18 protein-coding genes are annotated in these 20,306 nt (G+C 51.8%); 15 read left to right on the forward strand and 3 right to left on the reverse strand.

Annotated features, from left to right (window positions below):
- Positions 1–62 precede the first annotated feature (62 nt).
- Complete coding sequence (locus BQ5456_RS00170) at positions 63–965, reverse strand: DMT family transporter (RefSeq protein WP_071128219.1); 903 nt, start codon at positions 963–965, stop codon at positions 63–65.
- A 310-nt stretch (positions 966–1,275) separates the two neighbouring features.
- On the opposite strand from BQ5456_RS00170, the gene pyrB reads away from it, so the two are divergent.
- Together pyrB and BQ5456_RS00180 are read left to right on the forward strand one after the other, a co-directional pair.
- Positions 1,276–2,316, forward strand: a complete 1,041-nt coding sequence (pyrB, locus tag BQ5456_RS00175; RefSeq protein ID WP_071128220.1) for an aspartate carbamoyltransferase — start codon at positions 1,276–1,278, stop codon at positions 2,314–2,316.
- 67 nt (positions 2,317–2,383) lie between these two features.
- A complete protein-coding gene (locus BQ5456_RS00180; protein WP_071128221.1) occupies positions 2,384–3,295 on the forward strand; it encodes an AEC family transporter in 912 nt (303 codons plus the stop codon).
- Between the two features lie 18 nt (positions 3,296–3,313).
- On the opposite strand, the gene BQ5456_RS00185 is transcribed toward BQ5456_RS00180, so the two are convergent.
- On the reverse strand, positions 3,314–4,798 hold the full coding sequence (locus BQ5456_RS00185; protein ID WP_071128222.1) for a DUF1846 domain-containing protein: 1,485 nt from the start codon (positions 4,796–4,798) through the stop codon (positions 3,314–3,316).
- 156 nt (positions 4,799–4,954) lie between these two features.
- On the opposite strand from BQ5456_RS00185, the gene BQ5456_RS00190 reads away from it, so the two are divergent.
- From BQ5456_RS00190 to BQ5456_RS00200, 3 genes are all read left to right on the forward strand, one after another.
- Positions 4,955–5,503: a hypothetical protein gene (locus BQ5456_RS00190; RefSeq protein ID WP_071128223.1), complete on the forward strand. Its 549-nt coding sequence runs from the start codon at positions 4,955–4,957 to the stop codon at positions 5,501–5,503.
- Between the two features lie 74 nt (positions 5,504–5,577).
- Positions 5,578–6,399 (forward strand): Nif3-like dinuclear metal center hexameric protein, encoded by an 822-nt coding sequence (locus BQ5456_RS00195; RefSeq protein WP_071128224.1) that lies wholly within the window; start codon positions 5,578–5,580, stop codon positions 6,397–6,399.
- 11 nt (positions 6,400–6,410) lie between these two features.
- On the forward strand, positions 6,411–7,142 hold the full coding sequence (locus tag BQ5456_RS00200) for a zinc ribbon domain-containing protein (protein ID WP_071128225.1): 732 nt from the start codon (positions 6,411–6,413) through the stop codon (positions 7,140–7,142).
- Positions 7,143–7,159: 17 nt separating this feature from the next.
- Here BQ5456_RS00200 and gdhA read toward each other — a convergent pair whose 3' ends face one another.
- Positions 7,160–8,497, reverse strand: coding sequence for an NADP-specific glutamate dehydrogenase (gdhA, locus tag BQ5456_RS00205; protein ID WP_071128226.1), 1,338 nt, complete (start codon positions 8,495–8,497; stop codon positions 7,160–7,162).
- A 266-nt stretch (positions 8,498–8,763) separates the two neighbouring features.
- Here gdhA and uvrC point away from each other — a divergent pair, with 266 nt between their 5' ends.
- From uvrC to BQ5456_RS00260, 10 genes are all read left to right on the forward strand, one after another.
- Positions 8,764–10,725, forward strand: coding sequence for an excinuclease ABC subunit UvrC (uvrC, locus tag BQ5456_RS00210; RefSeq protein WP_071128227.1), 1,962 nt, complete (start codon positions 8,764–8,766; stop codon positions 10,723–10,725).
- Between the two features lie 29 nt (positions 10,726–10,754).
- Positions 10,755–11,708 carry an RNase adapter RapZ gene (rapZ, locus tag BQ5456_RS00215; RefSeq protein ID WP_071128228.1) on the forward strand — a complete coding sequence of 318 codons (954 nt, stop codon included), beginning with the start codon at positions 10,755–10,757 and terminating at the stop codon, positions 11,706–11,708.
- Complete coding sequence (locus tag BQ5456_RS00220; RefSeq protein WP_071128229.1) at positions 11,705–12,703, forward strand: gluconeogenesis factor YvcK family protein; 999 nt, start codon at positions 11,705–11,707, stop codon at positions 12,701–12,703. The genes rapZ and BQ5456_RS00220 overlap by 4 nt, the downstream gene beginning before the upstream one ends.
- A 58-nt stretch (positions 12,704–12,761) precedes the next feature.
- Positions 12,762–13,739: a DNA-binding protein WhiA gene (gene whiA / locus BQ5456_RS00225; protein WP_071128230.1), complete on the forward strand. Its 978-nt coding sequence runs from the start codon at positions 12,762–12,764 to the stop codon at positions 13,737–13,739.
- Between the two features lie 224 nt (positions 13,740–13,963).
- A complete protein-coding gene (gap, locus tag BQ5456_RS00230; RefSeq protein WP_071128231.1) occupies positions 13,964–14,971 on the forward strand; it encodes a type I glyceraldehyde-3-phosphate dehydrogenase in 1,008 nt (335 codons plus the stop codon).
- Between the two features lie 112 nt (positions 14,972–15,083).
- Positions 15,084–16,280 carry a phosphoglycerate kinase gene (locus BQ5456_RS00235; protein ID WP_071128232.1) on the forward strand — a complete coding sequence of 399 codons (1,197 nt, stop codon included), beginning with the start codon at positions 15,084–15,086 and terminating at the stop codon, positions 16,278–16,280.
- 4 nt (positions 16,281–16,284) lie between these two features.
- Positions 16,285–17,058, forward strand: coding sequence for a triose-phosphate isomerase (gene tpiA / locus BQ5456_RS00240; RefSeq protein WP_071128233.1), 774 nt, complete (start codon positions 16,285–16,287; stop codon positions 17,056–17,058).
- 129 nt (positions 17,059–17,187) lie between these two features.
- Positions 17,188–17,436, forward strand: coding sequence for a preprotein translocase subunit SecG (gene secG / locus BQ5456_RS00245; RefSeq protein WP_071128234.1), 249 nt, complete (start codon positions 17,188–17,190; stop codon positions 17,434–17,436).
- 685 nt (positions 17,437–18,121) lie between these two features.
- The gene (gene tig / locus BQ5456_RS00255) at positions 18,122–19,468 is read left to right on the forward strand and encodes a trigger factor (protein ID WP_071128236.1); all 1,347 of its coding nucleotides are present in this window, start codon (positions 18,122–18,124) and stop codon (positions 19,466–19,468) included.
- A gap of 216 nt (positions 19,469–19,684) precedes the next feature.
- Entirely contained in the window at positions 19,685–20,302 is a 618-nt protein-coding gene (locus BQ5456_RS00260) for an ATP-dependent Clp protease proteolytic subunit (RefSeq protein ID WP_071128237.1), read from the forward strand.
- The last annotated feature ends 4 nt before the right edge of the window (positions 20,303–20,306 follow it).

The raw sequence follows: 20,306 nt of genomic DNA on the forward strand, positions 1-20,306 counted from the left end.
GATTGTTACCTGACTATGCAAGCTAGTAAATCTAGCTTCTCAGAGGGGATTTCGCGGGGAATCTATTCTTTAGCGGCGCGAATTTTATCGCGGGCACGATAGGCGGGGATTAGCTCGGTGGCAAGCATAGCGGCAACTACTAGGGCGCCTCCGATGATCATTCGCAAGGTCACGTCCTCGCCCCCGAAAAGGACTGCAAAGGCCGCTGCGAATACCGGCTCCATAGTCATTACTACAGCTGCTTTGGTAGGACGCAGATGTCGCTGCGCCCAGGTCTGCATGATTAAGGCTCCGATGGCTGCGAACACTACCGTGTAAAGCAGCACTGTCCACTGCCTAGCGTCCCGCGGTAGCTGCACCCCAAAGGGCAGTGCCGCTAGAAAACAGAAAACTCCAATCGCGATTAATTGGATGGCTGCCAAGGTTATGGGTTCGTCTTGAGCAGCCCAGCGCGCAGTAAGCACAATATGGAGGGCGAAAAGAGCTGCTCCCGCCAAAGTTAACAATTCCCCGAAGCCAATGGAAAAACCATCAAGACTCAAAACCATTAACCCCGCCATAGCCACTAGGGCAGCTACCAGGTTCACGGGCTTAATTTTTTCTTTGAAAAGCAACCACACTAGCAGGGGAGTAATCACTACATACAGTCCGGTAATGAAGCCCACCACCGAGGCATCAGCGCTCTCTAAACCCTTAGTTTGTAACACTTGTGCCGCGGAATAGACTGCACCTAAAGCAAAAGCATGTTGCCAAGCTTTCTTGCTCGCCCTCTTCAGGCAAGGAAAAAATATCACTGCCGAAAGCGCGCCCGCGATCACGAATCTAACCCCTAGAAAAGATAGGGTGGTCATGTTGTTCAGCAGGTCTTTGATCAGGAAAAAGGTAGAGCCCCAAAAAGCGGTGGTTAGTATCAGCGCTAAAACTGCTAGAGACTGCAGATAGTAGCGATTGAGTGCCTTCAACATTTCCCCCCCCCTTGGCTTAGGTCGTCATTTGATTCTAGGGGGCTTAGTGGGGCTAAATCTATTTGCGGCAGTGTGTACTCCCGCACCTTGAGCAAACTATGGGGAGAAAGAGAACACAAAATCTGCCGCGAGCTGGGTTAGAGACGCGAAGCAAAGCCGCGTTGTGCTATTCTTCCCTTCAGGAAAACGTTAGGAGCGTGATGGGAACCAGACGATGCTGGCAACTACCCGAGGTTTCTGTTTCCAATTCCACCCCGCTGCGGCGGGGTATTTTTTTTATTAACAACAATCACTCGGAAAGGGCAAAATTATGCCGGAAGACTATGATTTCCCACGGTTTGGGGTAGGCCAACACCTGATATCAGTGGGACAGTTCGATCGAGAAAACTTAGGAGAACTCTTTGATCTCGCCGAGTTCTTGCGCCCAATCGCTCAGCGTAAGCAAATCTGTACCGTCCTAGATGGGGCAGTGCTTTGTTCGCTATTCTTTGAGCCCTCCACTCGTACCCGTCTGTCCTTTGAGTCTGCCTTCTTGCGGCTGGGTGGGGAAGTTGAAACTACCACCGGTTTTACTTTCTCTTCCATGGCGAAGGGGGAATCCATTGCCGACACTTCCCGAGTGGTCTCTGGCTTCACCGATGTGTTAGTAGTACGTCACCCCGATGCCGGTTCGGTTGCCGAATTTGCTCGTCACTCGGTAGTACCGGTATTAAACGCCGGAGATGGTTCCGGCGAACACCCGTCCCAAGCGCTCCTAGACGTGTTCACTATGCGTAAAGAACTGGGGAAACGGGGTAAATCTCTAGACGGATGCACCATCGCGATTATGGGGGATTTGAAATACGGACGCACCGTCCATTCTCTGATGAAACTGATGAGCCTGTATGAGGGCGTAACTTTCCGCCTATTTTCCCCGCCTTCGCTAGAGCTTCCGGGTGAAATCGCCGAGTATGCGCTTAGCCGGGGCGGTAAAGTAATTGATTGCAATAATCAGATTGAGGCTTTAGAGGGAGCCGATACGGTTTATGCCACCCGGGTGCAGCGGGAACGGATGACCGAAGAATTGGCAAAATCAAAGGAACTGCAAGGGTGCCTGCTAGATAAAGCGATGCTGGAAGAGGCGGGAGCCAGGGATATTATTATTTGTCACCCGTTGCCGCGAGATTCGCGCCCTAACGCCCTTGACCTCTCGACCGATGTAGACGATCTGCCCGGGCTCTCCATTTTTAAGCAAACCGATAACGGAGTTTTGGTGCGGATGGCAATGTTCCTAACCACTATGGGAGTTGGCAAAGAACTGGTACAGGCCAAAACCAAACAAAAGATTTGGAAAGTTAGCCCCGAAGATTAAGTGGGAGATTTTCTCAGATAGCAATCGGACTTTAGCTTCCGGTTTCTTACCCGCGTAACCTGAATGTATGGCGGGAATAATCCAGGGCTTAGCAGCAATTTGTGCGGTGGTCGCGATTGGATGGTTGCTGCGAATCCGCCGGATTATGAGTCGCGAGGTTATTGATGCCTTAGCGTTGATTGTGTACTGGGTGGCTACTCCCGCCCTGATTTTTCGCACGGTCTCTACCTCTCCGTTAGCGGGAGCTATTGGAAAACCCTTAGCGGTGGCAGCTATCTCTGGGTGTGCAGTAGCCTTAGTCTTTGCGGTTATGGCGTTGATTTTCCGAATGCAAAGAGTCGAGCGAGCCGTGGCCACTATGAGTTCTTCGGTAACTAATGCTGCTCATATCGGGATTCCAGTTGCCGCCTACGTATTGGGAAATACTTCCGCAGTGGCGCCGGTAATCATTTTCCAGCTCTGCTTCTTAACCCCATTTTCCTTTGTGATGATTGACCTGGCAGCCAGTAAACAAAAACTTTCGATCGGACTGGCAACCAAAATGGTTTTCAGCAACCCGATGGTGATTGCGGTGATGCTGGCACTAGCCGTAAATGCACTACAAGTTCCGATTCCGCGCTTGATTTCGTCTCTAGCTGACCTGGTAGGATCCGCGGCTCCGGCGATGGTGCTGCTGGCTTTTGGAGCTTCCCTGAAAGATATGCGCCCTAAAGAACTCAACTGGAAAACCGTAAGTCTGGTGGCTGCCTGTAAAGAGATCCTGCATCCCTTGCTTGCTTGGACCGCCGGGATGATGCTGGGGTTACATGGGCACGCGCTGCTAGCAGTCACTGTGATGGCGGCGATGCCCTCGGCGCAAAACTGTCTCGTGGCGGCTACTCGCGCCAAAGCCGGCGAACAGGTGGCCCAGGGAGGCATTATGGTAACCACCGCCCTATTTGTGCCGGCGGTAGTGGTTATAGCTGCGCTTTTAACCTAAAGCTGCGTCCAGTCCTGCCTATTTTTTGAATAAAGTTTTACGGGCATAAACCGGCTCGGAAGTTACCTGTAATCCCAAATTCCGGAAAATCTGGGTATCAACCGAACCTAAAATAGTGGTGGTATGGACTTCGCAGCCCCGCAAATGTGCCAGTTCGTCTAGGGCTTTGCGCGCATTTTCATCACTGTCAGCCGAAACCGATAGCGCAATCAAAACTTCATCAGTATGCAAACGGGGATTACGCGCTCCTAGGTGGTCAACTTTTAGGGTTTGGATGGGTTTAATGGAAGAAGGCGCCAACAGCTGGACTTCATCCGCGATTCCCGCCAACATTTTCAAGGCATTAAGTAGCATGGCAGAACAGCATCCCAGTAGGGGAGAAGTCTTGCCGGTAATAATCCGCCCATCGCTCAATTGCATAGCTGCCGCCGGAGCCCCAGTTGTGGCCTCCAGATTCAAAGCCGGACGGACTACGTAACGGTACTCTTTAGTGATTCCCAGTTTTGCCATCGTCATCGCAATCCGGTGTGACTCGATGGGGTCGGCATGAGTGGCAGCCTCGTTACCCAAAGCGTGATAGTAGCGGCGTACTACCTCTTGTTTAGCCGCCTCCTGGCAAACTAAATCATCGCTGATACAAAAACCCGCCATGTTTACGCCCATATCGGTGGGTGACTGATAGGGGCAGGAGCCTGCAAGTTGCTGTAGCAGCGAGCGCAACAGGGGAAACACTTCCACATCCCGGTTATAGTTCACAGCCTGTTTACCGTATGCTTGCAGGTGGAAGGGGTCAATCATATTCACATCATCTAGGTCTGCAGTGGCAGCCTCATAGGCAAGATTCACCGGATGATCTAGAGGAAGATTCCAAATCGGAAAAGTTTCAAACTTGGCGTAACCAGCTTTTATACCTCGCTGATATTCGTGGTAAATCTGCGACAAACAAGTTGCCAATTTTCCAGAACCTGGTCCGGGGGCAGTTACTACCACCAGGTCACGAGTGGTTTCTACATACTCATTGCGTCCGAAACCGTTCTCGGAAACGATTAGTTCAGTATTGGAGGGATAACCAGGAATCGTATAGTGCCGGGCAACTTTAAGCCCCGAACGCTCTAGACGTTCTTTGAATAACTTGGCATTGTGGTTATCTTCTTCCATCTGGGTCAACACAATGTTTTCGACTAGGAATCCGCGTTCACGGAATACATCGACTAGGCGAAGGACATCCTGTTCGTAGGGGATTCCCAGATCAGCGCGAATTTTTTGGCGGTTGAGATCCTTGGCGTTGATTGCCACAATGATTTCCATTTCGTCCCGCAGGCGTTCCAGCATGGAAATTTTGTTATCAGGGGTAAATCCCGGCAATACCCGAGAGGCATGAAAATCATCGAAAAGTTTGCCCCCCATCTCCAGGTATAGCTTGCCGCCAATCTGTTTGCGGCGCTCATCAATATGTTCCGATTGTGAAGAAATATAACGCTGAGAATCAAAACCAATCCGCATAAGGCCCTTCCTGTCTCACAACTTACCGGGGACAAGGCGCCCTTACCTATAATAGTGTCTACGCCCTCTAAGGGTAAACCCGCGGGAAATAGCGATTTTAATACTATTTTGTGGTTTTATAATGCGCCGCATTTGCTCGCTATTTAGAATGTTTTCATGGCAGATACGCATGACCCCCAGTTTCCCTCGCAAGATCCTCCCAGCAGTTTCAACCAGTGGGAGAGTGAAGCGGCGCCTAGTAAAAAGTTTAGATCGAGTTTGCTGGTCGGGATCTTGATTGCAGTGATCGCACTGGTTGGGTTGGTTTTGGCAATCGGGGTTGGGGTTGGGGTAAATCCTGCCCCTAAGGGCGCCTTGGGTACTTCGAGTAGCGTTTCTGCTACCGATAGTGATCAGGGAGGAAGCTCAGGTAATTCCGCGCCGAAAGTCGAATATATTGTGACTGCGGAAGCCCCAGTCAAAATCAATTTTTCCGATAATCTCGGTGACCATCTGGAGAAATTTAACGGGGGCAAGGGCAGGTGGACTAAAAGGTTCAACCTCGAAGAATACTATGGGGACTTGAACATTCTAGTTACTAAGCAAACAGATGATTATGACAATCCCTTTACTATGACTTGCGAAATCAAAATAGATGGGAAAACCGTTAAGAAGAGTGACGGCGAATATGCAGTTTCTTGCAACAAAATATATTATCCGCGTTAGCTGAAACCAACATTGTTCGCCAACGGGGTGCCAGGTTTGCCCGGTGGAATCCCTTTGTCTATTAAACTCAATATGTGAGCATTAAGTTAAGTAGCATCGTAAAGCGGCTAGAGGAAGTCTATCCTCCTAATCTAGCTGAAGATTGGGATCGCGTAGGCTTGATTGCGGGACGGCCATCTTCCCCGGTGGATAAGGTTTTAGTGGCAGTAGATCCGGTAGAGAAGGTGCTTGCGGAAGCCGTTGCGAAGGGCGCGCAGCTGGTAGTGACCCACCATCCGCTCTATTTGCGAGGAACCTCTTTTGTGGCAGCCACCGACCCTAAGGGGAGCCTGGTACATGGATTAATAGAAAACGGGATTGCGCTTTTCAACGCCCACACTAATGCTGATTCCGCCACAGGTGGGGTAGCTGATTGTTTGGCTCAGGCGGTGGGGCTTGAAGACACCCGCCCATTGATTCCGCTAGACGAACATACCGGTAGCGGACGGATTGGGCGCTTATCTGCCCCGATGCCTTTAAGGGAGTTCGCTAGCAAAGTAGCGCAGAGCCTCCCCGCCTGTCCCGCTGGAATTCTAGTTGGGGGAGACCTGGACGCGCCGGTAAGCGCCATCGCGGTTAGTGGAGGGAGCGGAGATTCGTTTTTAGCAGATGCCCGCCGCGCCGGCGCAGATGTTTATATATGTGCGGACTTGCGTCACCATCCTGCCTCCGAGCATTTAGAAGGTGGCAAACCCTATTTGATTTGCGCTACTCACTGGGCCAGCGAATGGCCGTGGGTGCCAAAGTGTGCAAACATGCTGCAGGAAAGTTTCCCGGAGGAAATAGAAGTAATGATTTCGCGGATTTGCACCGACCCCTGGGCAGCGCGGATTACCCCGGAAAATAAAGATTGCTAAAGGAGGAAGCAATGGAAGCCCCCTGGAAAGACCAGCTAGCTTTATTGGATTTACAAGAACTAGATAGCAAGATCGCCAAATTGCAGTTTCAGCTAAAGAAAATGCCGCAGCTTGCCCAGCTAGCAGAACTGAAAGAAAAAGATCAGGTTCTAGACGCAAAGAAAACTAAACTCTCGGTACTGCAAGCCGATAAAAAAAGAGAAAATACCAGCCTTGAAAATGACCTGGCAGCTATTGAGAATCGGAAAATAACCCAGCAGCAGCGCCTGGATAGCGGACAGGGCTCCCCTAAAGAATTGGTTAGTCTGCAAGAAGAAATCCAGCAGATGAATAAACGTTCGCAAGATTTAGAAGAGCAAATGCTAACGGTAATGGGGCAATTGGAAAACCTGGAGAGTATCGAGGAAGAAATCGCCCAGCGAAAAGCCGAGTATGCCCAAGAAATTACCAGGCTCAAGGGCGAAGTGGGGGAGGAAGAATCTCAGATTAGCGCCCAACTAGAGCAGCTATCAGGGGAGCGAGCCCAGAAAGCCGCTGCTGTGGATGCGGAGCTTCTAGATCTGTATGAACACGTTCGCAGCCGAACCGGCGGGGTCGGGGCAGTCAAAGTAGTTGCCGGGCGACCAGTGGGATACGATCTGGCTTTTTCGGTAGCCGAAACCGCGCGCTTGCGGGCAGCGAAACCAGAAGAAGTTATTACCTCCGAGGACGAAGGTTATCTGCTGATACGCTGCCCGCAGTAGTCGCTATTTTTATTTATTTAGACGATGCCTTGTTCCATCATGGCGTTCGCAACTTTGAGGAAAGCATTGATATTTGCTCCCATCACATAGTTGCCCGCATGACCGTATTCTTCGGCAGTTTGCGCGCATTCATCGTGAATGTTGTGCATGATTTTGGTGAGTTCTTGCTCCACCTTTTCAAAGCTCCAAGAAGCGCGAGCGGCGTTTTGGCTCATTTCCAAGGCCGAGGTGGCCACCCCGCCGGCATTAGCTGCTTTACCGGGGGCAAATAGGACTCCAGCATCTTGGAACATGGTGGTGGCATTGGGGGTACAGGGCATATTCGCGCCCTCTGCGACTACCTTGACCCCGCCATCAAGTAAACGCTTAGCGTCCTTTGAGGTCAGTTCGTTTTGGGTGGCGCAAGGAAGCGCAACCGTTCCCCCCACTGCCCAAGGCTTAGAACCAGAATGGTAGCTGACCCCGGGTTTGCGTTTGGCGTACTCGGTGAGCCGTCCGCGCTCTACCTCTTTAACTTGCTTGAGTAGCTGAACGTCGATTCCGTCTTCGTCAAGTACCCAGCCGGAAGAGTCTGATACGGTTACTACCTTTGCCCCTAGCTGCTGGGCTTTTTCGACTGCATAGGTGGCAACGTTGCCTGCCCCGGAAATCATGACCCGTTGACCTTCCATGTCCGCACCCCGGGTTTGCAGCATTCTTTGAGCAAATAGCACGGTGCCATAACCGGTAGCCTCCGGGCGCGCCTGAGACCCGCCCCAAGATAGGGACTTCCCGGTTAAGACTCCGGTTTCGAAACGGTTGGTTAGTCGCTTGTACATTCCAAAGAGGTAACCGATTTCGCGTCCGCCAACCCCTATGTCACCGGCGGGAATATCGGTGTATTCCCCGATGTGGCGGTAAAGTTCGGTCATAAACTGTTGGCAAAAACGCATTACTTCAGTGTCGGAGCGACCGTGGGGGTCAAAATCGGAACCCCCTTTACCGCCGCCGATGCCCTGCCCGGTGAGCGCATTCTTGAAAATCTGTTCAAACCCTAAGAATTTGAGGATGGAACGGTTTACGGAGCGGTGGAAACGCAAACCGCCTTTATAGGGTCCTAGTGCCGAGTTGAATTCGATGCGGTAGCCGCGATTAACCTGGACTTCGCCGTTGTCGTCAACCCAGGGGACCCGGAAAAGAATCTGGCGTTCCGGCTCTACCAGGCGATCTAGCAGCTTAGTTTCCGCAAACTCGGGATGTTTATCTACCGCGGGACCAATGGATTCCAGGATTTCCCTAACTGCCTGGTGAAACTCCGGTTCGTTAGGGTTACGATCCAGAACCTCATCGTAAACGGCTTCCACAACACTGCTCATCAGCGGCTCCTTACTTTTCGGTGAGCCTCGTTCACCTTTTTGGAACGAAGCGCATTACCCCTGTAGGTTTTCATTTTTCGCGGAAACTTTACCACCGCCATCCACATTTTGACTAAAGCATTAACTTTTTTGCCTTTCTCACATTTTTTCGGCACTCGCGTAGGACTTAGGGCGCAGATTTTATCGGGGTTGAACCTTCTCCTTGATTGCGGCGGAAACTGCAGGGACACTTAGCGAGCAGAGTTAATATAGGTATCCTGGAAAACGTGGCTAATCCTGCATCCTACCGCCCAAATCCGGCAGATATTCCCCCCAGTCCCGGGGTGTATCGTTTTCTAGATAAAAACGGTCGCGTTATCTATGTGGGTAAAGCCATTAACCTGCGCAATCGACTAGCTAACTATTTTCAGCCCCTAGAATCTTTGCATCCACGCACCCGAAAAATGGTAACTACCGGGGCGGCGGTTAAATGGATCACGGTTGATAATGAACTTGAAGCACTTTCCTTGGAATATTCCTGGATCAAAGAGTTTGCTCCCCGCTTTAACGTTATGTATCGGGATGATAAATCCTATCCCTACCTGGCTTTAACTATGGGGGAAGACTATCCCCGCATACATATAACGCGGGAACGCCGCCGCCCTGACTCGCGCTATTTCGGTCCTTACACCCAGGTGTGGGCGATTCGAGAAACTATGGATTTATTGCGCAAAGTTTTTCCTTTGCGTTCCTGTACCAAAGGGGTTTTCAATCGCGCCCAAGCCTTGGGGCGCCCCTGCTTGGAAGGATATATCGATAAATGCGCTGCTCCCTGTGTAGGGCGGATCTGTCGAGAAGATTACCGAAACTTGGCGGAGCAGGTCAGTTCCTTCCTAGACGGGAAAACAGAACCTTTTACTTCCCACTTACGTTACCAAATGGAGCAGGCCGCCTCCCGTCTCGAATTTGAGCAGGCTGCGAAACTGCGTGACCAGTTACGCGCCCTCGAAAAAGTTCGAGAAAAAAATACGGTAGTGCTGGACGAGAGCGTGGACGCTGACGTTTATGCCCTAGCCAAAGATGACTTGGAAATGATCGTGCAGGTGTTTTACGTGCGGGCGGGCAGAATTCGGGGTGAGCGCGGTTGGGTGGTAGATACCCCCGAAGATAGTGACCTGCCAGAAATGCTAGAGAGTTTCCTGGAGCAGGTTTACGGAGAATATCGGCAGTTAAATCAAGCGGTAGTCCCCGCAAAAAGCGTAGATGACGTGGAACATACCCCCACTCAGGCGATTCCCTCCGAGATTTTGATGCCGCAAATGCCGGCGCACGCGCCAACCCTTACTGCTTGGCTAAGTGAAATGCGTGGTAAGAAAACCCAGATACGGGTTCCTAAACGGGGAGCTAAACGTGACCTGATGGATACCGTAACTGAAAACGCTACCCAAGCCTTGCGTCTACATAAAACCAAACGGGTAGGAGATTTAACTCAACGCTCCGAAGCTCTGCGCGAGCTGCAAGAATATCTAGAGTTAGCCGATGCCCCCCTTCGGATCGAAGGCTACGACATTTCCCATACTCAAGGCACTCATCAAGTCGGTTCGATGGTGGTATTTGAGGACGGAGCCCCCTTAAAACGTGCCTATCGCAGCTTTAATATCCAAAGCACCCCTAAGGATTCCGCTGACGATACCAAAGCTATGACTGAAGTACTTACCCGACGTTTCGCTCGGTTGCGGCAAGAAGAAGCAGAAGCCCAAAAAGAGTTAGTGAGTGCGGAAAGCTCCGCGCAGATAACCTTGCGGCGTTTTTCCTATCCTCCAGATTTGATCGTGGTTGATGGGGGAGCGCCCCAGGTCAATGCGGCACAAAAAACGCTGGAAGCAGTAGGCGCCAATGTGAGCGTAATTGGATTAGCTAAACGCCTGGAAGAAGTGTGGCTACCGGGTGCAGAGTTTCCGGTTATTTTGCCGCGCACTTCCCCCGCGCTTTATCTTTTGCAATACCTGAGGGACGAATCCCATCGTTTTGCGATTGCCGCACATCGGAAAAAACGAGGAAAAACCGTGCGAAAATCCGCCTTAGATAGCGTTCCTGGTTTAGGGCCGGTGCGGCAAAAAGCCTTGTTAAAACATTTTGGGTCTCTAAAACGCCTAAAAGAAGCCGAGGAAGGCGAAATTGCGGAAGTACCTGGGATAGGAGAAGTAATGGCGAAGCAGATTTTTGATTCCCTCGCCGATAGCCGGTAAGTGGGCGCGCTTCGTAGCATACTTAAAGCATGAATGAAGCTCAGCCGCACCACGTATCTTCCCCGCCTACTGTGCCCGAGGGAGTACCGATACTTGACGAAACTGCTCCGCCCCGGGAAGCCAATGTCCCCGAGATGATTATTATTACCGGAATGTCAGGGGCTGGTCGCTCGCGAGCCGGAAAAGCTCTAGAAGACCTGGATTGGTACGTGGTCGACAACCTCCCTCCGGCGATGCTTTTGCCCTTCGCGGATATGATGACCCCGGAAGGAGAAGGCATTCACCGCCTGGCCGCGATTGTAGACGTGCGTAGCGGGGAATTATTCTCCAAGCTGCAACATGCTCTGGATGAACTTTCCCGGCGCCATATCCGCTATCAACTAGTTTTCCTAGATGCTGACGAGAGGGTATTGGTGCGCCGCTACGAGTCCAACCGGCGTCCGCACCCCCTGCAAGGAGGAGGGCGCATCCTGGATGGGATTCGCTCCGAGCGGCGGATACTGGCTCCGATTCGGGCTCGTGCCGATGCTTTAATCGACACTAGTAATATGAACGTCCATGACCTGAACCGGCATATGCGCGATGTGGTCGCCGGGGAAGGTGATCGTCCTATGAAGCTAACCGTGATGTCTTTCGGATTTAAGAACGGGATTCCCCTAGATGCCGACTGGGTGTGCGATGTGCGCTTTTTAGCTAACCCCTATTGGGTGAGCGAATTGCGGCATTTAACCGGTCGGGACGCCCCGGTAGCAAAATATGTGCTGGAACAGCCAGGTGCCAAAGAATTTGCAGAAAATATGGTGAATATGTTGACCCCAATTTTTGACGGATATTTAACGGAACTCAAACCCTTCGTTACTATCGCGGTCGGGTGTACTGGAGGTCAGCACCGTTCGGTGGCCTTAACTGAAAAAATGAGCGAACTTTTCCGCGCTCAAGGGCTACCAGTGCGCACCGTACACAGAGATTTGGGGTTGGAATGAGAACGTTACTGGATGCAGATGGTTGGATGACCCGCGGTTGGACGGGGCCTAATATTGTGGCGCTAGGAGGCGGGCATGGCTTGTCTGCTACCCTGCGAGCCCTGCGGCATATTACTCGACAGCTAACCGCCGTGGTGACCGTGGCTGATGATGGGGGCTCTTCGGGGCGTTTGCGCAAGGAACTCGGGGTACTTCCTCCCGGGGATTTGCGGATGGCGCTAGCAGCGCTTTGTGACGATACTGACTGGGGTCTGACCTGGCGTGATGCTATGCAGCATCGTTTCAGTTCTGACGGTCCTCTCGATAATCACGCCCTGGGCAACCTGCTAATCGTAACCATGTGGGATTTATTGGGGGACGTAGTTGAAGGTCTAGATTGGGTGGCTAGACTGCTTAATTGCGAGGGAAAAGTACTTCCAATGTGCGCTGAACCAATGGAAATCGAAGCCGATTTGGTGCGCGGCGGTAAAAAACGTACGGTGCATGGGCAGGCGCGAGCCGCTAAAGCCCCGGGAAAAGTGGTTGACGTGCGACTAAGTCCCGCGCATCCGCAGGTGTGTCCCCAAACTATTCAGGCTATCCAGGAGGCAGAGGGGATTGTGCTGGGGCCTGGCTCCTGGTACACCTCGGTGATTCCGCACCTGTTAGTTCCCGAGCTTGCCGAGGCGCTACAAAATTCCTCGGCAGGCAAAGTAATGGTTATGAATCTTGAACCCCATACTGACGAAACCGAAGATTTGACGATATCGGGACATATCGAGGCCTTCCGCCATTTTGCGCCGGAGATGAAAATCGATGTGGTGATTGTGGATCCCACCGCGATTGACGATGACGATGAATTGGAACGCGCCGCAGAATCTGTGGGCGCAAAATTGGTAATGCGGCAGGTAAGAGCCGGTTCTGCCTCGGAGCAGCATGACCCCCTGCGGTTGGCAGCTGCGTTGCGCGACGCATTTCAGGGATATTTATCGGAAGTGGGAGTCTCCGAGTTCTAGCTAGAATGACGGCTAGAAAGAAAACAGAACATTATTTGGACGGAAAGGGAAATCCGAGATGTCGTTAACCTCAGATATAAAAAATGAGCTGGCGGATAAAACCATAGCTAAACAGTCTGAGGCGCAGGCGCAAACAGCCAGCATTTTGCGTTTTGCGGGCGGTATCCACCTGATTAACCGCAATATCGTAGTGGAAGCAGAAGTCGACAATGTAAAGGTGATGAAAAAGCTGGTCGATAACCTTGAACATCTGTTTGACGCCCATCCCGATGTGGTGCGGGTAGGAGCTGGCGGGATTCGTGCGGACGACCGCTATGTAGTGCGCATAGTGGAAAATGCAGGTAATATCGCGCGTCTTACCGGCTTGATTGATCGTGCCGGGCGTCCTATCCGGGGTTTATCCCCGCGGCTAGTCTCCGGGGATTTGGGGGTAGCCAAGGCTACCTGGCGGGGTGCATTTATGGCACGCGGATCTCTCTCGCAGCCAGGACGCTCCGGTTCTTTAGAAATTACCTGTCCCGGTCCCGAGGCGGCGCTAGCGTTGGTGGGGGCAGCTCGACGCCTGGGGGTGAGCGCAAAATCTCGCCAGGTGCGTGGACAAGACCGGGTAGTGGTACGTGACGGGGAGCAAATCTCGAAGCTACTAACCGCTATGGGAGCTTTGCACGCTCAAGAAATCTGGGAAAAGAATCGGGAAACTAATCAAGTACGGGGTTCGGTTAATCGCTTAGCGAATTTTGATGATGCGAACTTGCGGCGCAGCGCCCGAGCCGCAGTGGCAGCAGGAGCGCGAGTTAGACGCGCCTTCGAAATCTTGGGGGACGATATTCCCGCGCACCTTTTGCAGGCGGGGCAATTGCGTTTGCAGCATAAGGAAGCGTCCTTGGAGGAGTTGGGGCAAAAGGCTGACCCCCCGTTGACTAAAGATGCGGTTGCCGGAAGGATCCGGCGGCTGTTAGCCATGGCAGACAAGGCTGCCCATGACAGAGGAATTCCCTCCACGCAGGATGCGGTGGAGGCAGAGGATGTCCAATAGTCAATGGTAAAAGTCACTATTGAAGCTTCTACTGCCTAAATTTTGGGTAAATAACGACAATAGACCTAAGCGGAATTGCGTCAGCCCGTGTACAGTAAAGGTTAAGAGGGCGGCTCAAGATGGTCGTCCCCAAGGTTCAGGTTGCTGGTGTCTACCAGCTAACCAAGAATCTTGACCTAGTAAGCAGACTCCGCTGGCTAAACCAGCAGTTCAGGAGGATAATAGTGACCATCCGCGTAGGAATTAATGGCTTTGGCCGTATCGGCCGTAACTTTTTCCGGGCTATTCGGGCTCAGGGTGCCGATATCGAGGTTGTGGCAGTTAACGACCTAACCGACAATAAAACTCTGGCTCACCTGCTAAAGTACGATTCAATCCTGGGGCGCCTCGATGCCGAGGTAACCTACGATGAAAAGTCGATTACCGTAGGTGACCACAAGATTGTAACTTTCGAAGAGCGCGATCCCGCGAACCTGCCCTGGAGTGAGGTAGGAGCGGATATCGTAATCGAATCCACTGGCTTCTTTACCGATGCCACCAAGGCAAAGGCACATCTGGAAGGGGGAGCAAAGAAAGTTATTATTTCGGCTCCCGGCAAGAATGTTGACGCTACTTTCGTTATGGGTGTAAACCACACCGATTACGATCCCGCAAAGCACAACATTATTTCTAATGCTTCTTGTACTACCAACTGCCTGGCGCCTATGGCAAAGGTACTAAACGACAATTTCGGGATTGAGCGCGGTTTGATGACCACGATTCACGCCTACACCGGCGATCAGCGTCTGCATGATGCTCCGCACAAGGATCTGCGCCGCGCTCGCGCTGCTGCGCTAAACATTGTGCCCACCACCACCGGTGCCGCCAAGGCAGTGTCCCTGGTACTACCGGAACTAAAGGGCAAGCTGGATGGCTACGCTCTGCGGGTACCGGTACCTACCGGCTCGGTTACCGACCTAACCTTTACCCCCTCCAAGCCCTGCACCGCCGAAGAAATCAACGCGGCGATGAAGAAAGCTGCCGAGGGTGAACTTAAAGGTGTGCTGGCGTACTCCAATGACGAGCCGCTGGTTTCCACCGATATTGTGACCGATCCGCACACTTCGATTTTCGATTCCGCCTTAACCAAGGTAATCGACGGTCAGGTGAAAGTGGTTTCCTGGTACGACAACGAGTGGGGCTACTCCAACTCCTTGGTCAATCTGACCAAACTGGTAGGAGAAAAGCTCTAAACTAATGCGACGTGATGCATAAGATATGCCCGCCTGCCTATTCCAGGCAGGCGGGCATCATCTTTTTGTCCACTCACTTTATGCCCAGCGTGGCAGAAAGGTAAAGCAAATAATGGCTCTAAGAGGTATTGAGTCTTTAGGAGACTTAGCCGGACGTAAAGTCCTGGTACGCTCCGACTTTAACGTGCCGTTAAAAGACGGTAAAATCACTGATGACGGGCGTATTCGTGCCGCATTGCCTACGCTAATGGCATTGGTAGATGCCGGGGCGAAAGTAGTGGTAATGGCGCACCTAGGTCGCCCTAAAGGACAGGTTAACCCAGAATTTTCTTTAGCACCGGTCGCTAAGCGGCTGGGAGAACTGTTGGGGCAGGAAGTAACCCTAGCGAAAGACACGGTAGGCGAGGACGCGAAAGCTCAGGCTGCCGCGCTTAAAGACGGACAGGTGTTACTGCTAGAAAACGTCCGTTTCGACGGGCGGGAAAACTCCAAGGATGACGGGGAGCGGGCGGCTTTAGCTAAAGAATATGCGCAATTGGCTGACTGCTTTGTCTCTGATGGTTTTGGGGTAGTACATCGTAAACAAGCCTCGGTATATGACATAGCTAAACTACTGCCATCGGCGGCAGGATTCTTGGTAAAGAAGGAAATTGAGTCTTTGCGGCGGGCAACCGACAACCCGGAGCGTCCCTACGGGGTTATCCTGGGGGGCTCTAAGGTATCGGACAAGTTGGGGGTTATCGCCAACCTGTTGGAAAAGGCAGACTTCTTGGCTATCGGTGGCGGTATGGCCTACACCTTCCTGGCAGCCAAAGGCTACGAGGTTGGTAACTCGCTTCTGGAAACCGATCAGATTGAAACCGTTAAAGGATATATGGAAAAGGCCGCCGAACGCGGGGTAGATCTTTTGCTCCCGATTGACACCCTGGTGGCTCCGGAATTTTCGGCTCAGGCGCCCGCCACTTTGGTGGATTGCGACAATATGCCGACCGGTCAGATGGGACTAGATATCGGTCCCAAGACTGCTCAGCTATTTGCCGACAAAATTAAAGCGGCGAAAACCGTGGCTTGGAACGGCCCCATGGGTGTCTTCGAATTTGCAGCCTTTAGTGAAGGTACTAAAGCGATAGCGCAAGCCCTGGCCGACTCGGAATGCTTTAGCGTGATTGGCGGGGGAGATTCCGCTGCTGCGGTTCGTACCCTGGGATTTGATGAAACTAAGTTCAGCCATATTTCAACTGGTGGCGGAGCTTCTTTGGAACTATTAGAAGGTAAGACCCTCCCGGGTATTGCCGTATTGGAGGATTAAAAAAATGACTCGTACCCCCTTGCTTGCTGGCAACTGGAAAATGAATATGAACCACCTGGAGGCAACTCGGTTGGTTCAAGAACTGGCGCTGGATCTGCAAGATCATCGTTTCGACTACCGCAATGATGTAGTGGTAATTCCGCCGTTTACCGACATTCGTTCGGTGCAGACCGTGGTGGAAGCTGACAATTTGAAGATCACCTACGGCGCACAAGATGTATCCGTGCATGAATCCGGTGCCTACACCGGTGAAATCTCAGCCTCAATGCTTACCAAACTGGGATGCTCCTGGGTGGTCGTTGGACACTCTGAACGCCGCGAATACCACTGTGAGAGTGACGAACTGGTGGGGCAAAAAGCTGCAGTAGCCCTGGAAGCCGGGATGACCCCGATTATTTGCTGCGGGGAAGGGCTAGAAGTACGTAAAGCCGGCCAGCATGTAGCCCATGTAGTAAAACAGATTGAAGGTGCTTATCAAGGTATTTCCGCTGATGATGCGGTTAATACTGTGGTGGCTTACGAACCAATCTGGGCGATTGGTACCGGTGAAACCGCAACTCCCGAGGACGCGGAGGAAGTTTGCGGTGCGATTCGGGAAAAACTAGCTGAGCTCTATTCTGCGGATGTTGCTGAGGCTATTCGGATTCTCTACGGAGGCTCCGTGAAATCTGCAAACGTTGCCGAGATTATGGCGAAGCCGAATGTGGACGGCGCCCTGGTTGGGGGAGCCTCCCTAAAGGCTGAAGAATTCTCGAAGATCGCTCGTTTTGACGACTAACCAGATTCTTCGATAAACCTCACCGTTTTTGGTCGGTGAAGTTGCTAACGATTGGCGGCGGGTCTATTGGGACCCGCCGCCAATAGGTTATAGTTAGGGCAGTTCATATATTTTTGGGAGAAGAATTTAGTGCAAACCGTAATCGAGATTATCGCGCAAGTAGTACTGGTGCTATCCAGTTTGTTCCTGATTCTTACCATTCTGATGCATAAAGGCTCAGGTGGCGGTTTATCCGATATGTTCGGCGGGGGGCTGACTTCTAGTGCGGGATCATCCGGTGTTGCCATGCGTAACCTCAACCGCATTACTGTCGTCACCGCTATTATTTGGTTGATTAGCGTAATAGTTCTGGGGCTTTTACCAAGAATATTTTCATAAGGCTCAACCGGCTTTAACCGGTTCGAAACAAAGGTGTTCCCCATGCCCCGTGACAATAGGACGCGTCCTTCTCATCGGAGAGACCCGGAAACTTTTTAGGATTAAGTTCTGGCAGTTTTAGGTATCTTTGCCTTGATTGCAGTTATTGCAGTGGGGGGGCTTCGGCTACTCCCGGTATCAAGATGACAAAGTAAAACAGCCCCAGGCTAGTGCGACTACTAAAACTGAGGTAAAAAAGACTGCGACGCCTACTCCCAAAAAAGCTTCTGGTATCGGTACTTCTAGCTATGAATCAATCAACCCTGCAAGTTGTACCGGGGTATCTCTCTGAAACTTCCAAGGGGGCAAGCACGTCACTCAGTATCCAGACCGCCGCAAAATACCTGGCTCATCTTAGAGAGGTTACTGAAGGGCAAGCCACTGAGATCAAAGACCCACCAACAGCAGATTCGACAACGCAAGTCAAACCTTTAAATAGCTAGTTGCGCTTCAGAGATTCTAGCTGCTCGCTTTGCTACCCTCACTAAACTCCAGGAGGCTGTGGGTACGCTAGCTCACATACAGGGGTTATCATTTCCTGAAAGTCGGGCAGTGCCTTAAGATTATCAACGTTGCAATTTATTCGAAAAGGTGAATGCTGCCGGTTAAAGGCAGGTCGCCGCAGACAAGCCGCGGGAGCGTATTTGTGAAAACAGACGTGGAAAAACTGGAAGAAACCAGGGCTAAACTGACCGTCCAGGTACCCTACGAGGATCTGAAACCAGAAATTGACAAGGTATATAAGCAGCTAGGGAAACAAGTTTCCATTCCTGGCTTCCGCCCCGGTCACGTTCCCAATCAGATTATTGATCAACGGATTGGACGCGGTTATGTGCTTGAGCAGGCCATCAATGAACGCCTAGGGGATTTTTATGGTCGCGCTTTAAACGAAGCGAAGCTAACTCCTCTGGGGCAACCGGAAGTGGACGTGGTAGAGACTCCGGCGGTCGAGGGCAAACCTGGTGGCGACCTCAAGTTCACCGCGGAAGTAGATATCGTTCCCGATTTCGAGCTGCCCTCCCTCGAAGGTGTTTCTCTCGAGGTAGCAAAGCTGGAAGTAAGCGATGAGGACGTAGAAAAGGAACTAGACCAACTGCGTGATCGCTTTGCCTCCCTAAAGACCGTAGAGCGTGCGGCGCAAGATGGGGACTTTACCTCTATTGACATGGTCGCCAAGATTGGGGATGAGGAAGTAGATTCCGTTTCCGGGGTTTCCTACCAGATTGGCTCTCAGTCGATGCTCGAAGGCATGGATGAAGCCTTGAGTGGGATGAAGGCCGAGGAAACTACCGATTTCAAGTCAACTTTGAAGGGTGGAGAGCATGAGGGTGAAGAAGCCGAGGTTACTCTCACCTTGCATAAGGTTAAAGAGCGAGAACTGCCCGAGGCTGATGATGATTTCGCGCAGATGGCATCGGAGTTCGATACTATTGGGGAACTGCGCACCGATTTGCGCGGCAATGTCGAGAAGATGCGCCGCCAGCAGCAGGCTTTAGAGGCGCGCGAGAAACTACAGGACTACCTGGTGGAAAACACTGATTTCCCGCTTCCGCAGAAGTTTATCGATGCCGAGGTTGATCGCCTAGCTGAAGGACAGGAAGATGCTGACCGCGAGGAACTCGCCGAGTCAGTTAAGAAACAGGCTAAGCAGCAGATTGTGGTTGATCGCATCGCCAATGACCGCGAGGTAGAAATCGACCCCAATGAGCTCTACCAGTCTATTTTTGAGATAGCGCAGATGTATGGGGTTGATCCTATGCAGATGCTACAGGATCAAAACCAGGTGGCCGCGATGGGTCAAGATTTGCGCCGTAATCGCGCCCTGGTATCGCTGCTACGAGAAGTGACCGTCAAGGACGAGGACGGTACCGAGATTGACCTTTCGGAGTTCACCAAGGATCCGGCGGAGGCTCGCGCCGAGCAGGCCGCGAAAGCTGCCGCTGAGGCTGCTGAGACCGATAGCGAAGCCGAGACCAGTGAAGAAGAAAACTAGTAGCTAACGCTATCAGTAGAGTTTAAAGGCGGTGGGGCGGAAAGTGAAAGCTTTCCGCCCCACCAGCATTTAACTCTCGCTATTCTCTTTCCGGGATGTACATTGCTAGGTTTCATGCGCTGAAAGCGTAAAAGGGCATGGCAGACAAGAAAACCGTCTCCAAAGACGGTAGTTTGATAGAGAACCATTTTTAAGTCCCACAGATAAGGAACAACCGTGCAAACTGCGGCAGTAAAAAATGAGGGAGATCAGCCAAGCTCCCTAGCTTTAGGTGACCATGTTTTTAATAAGCTGTTAAAAGAACGGATTATTTGGTTGGGCTCGGAAGTAGCCGAGGACAACGCCAACCAGATTTGTGCCCAGATGATGTTGTTGGCGGCGCAAGATCCGGAAAAACCGATTTTTCTTTACATTAATTCTCCGGGTGGCTCGGTAACTGCCGGCATGGCCATCTATGACACTATGCAATATATCGAACCGGAAGTAGTTACTGTGGCTTTGGGAATGGCGGCCTCGATGGGACAGCTGCTGCTGACTGCCGGTACCCCGGGGAAACGTTACGCGACCCCTCATGCCCGGATTCTGATGCACCAACCCTCAGGGGGAGTGGGCGGTACCGCTTCTGATATTCGGATTAACGCTAACTTAATCCTGCAGATGAAACAGGAACTAGCCGAAATAAATGCCCAGCGTACCGGGAAATCAGTGGAAAAAATCCGGGAAGATTCAGAACGTGATCACTGGTTCACCGCTCAAGAGGCTCTCGAATACGGGTTTATTGACCACGTAATCGAATCGGCTCGCAATCTCGGCGCTGATGGAAAGGAACTCTAGTAAT

Source organism: Varibaculum massiliense (assembly GCF_900106855.1).
Classification (GTDB): Bacteria; Actinomycetota; Actinomycetes; order Actinomycetales; family Actinomycetaceae; genus Varibaculum; species Varibaculum massiliense.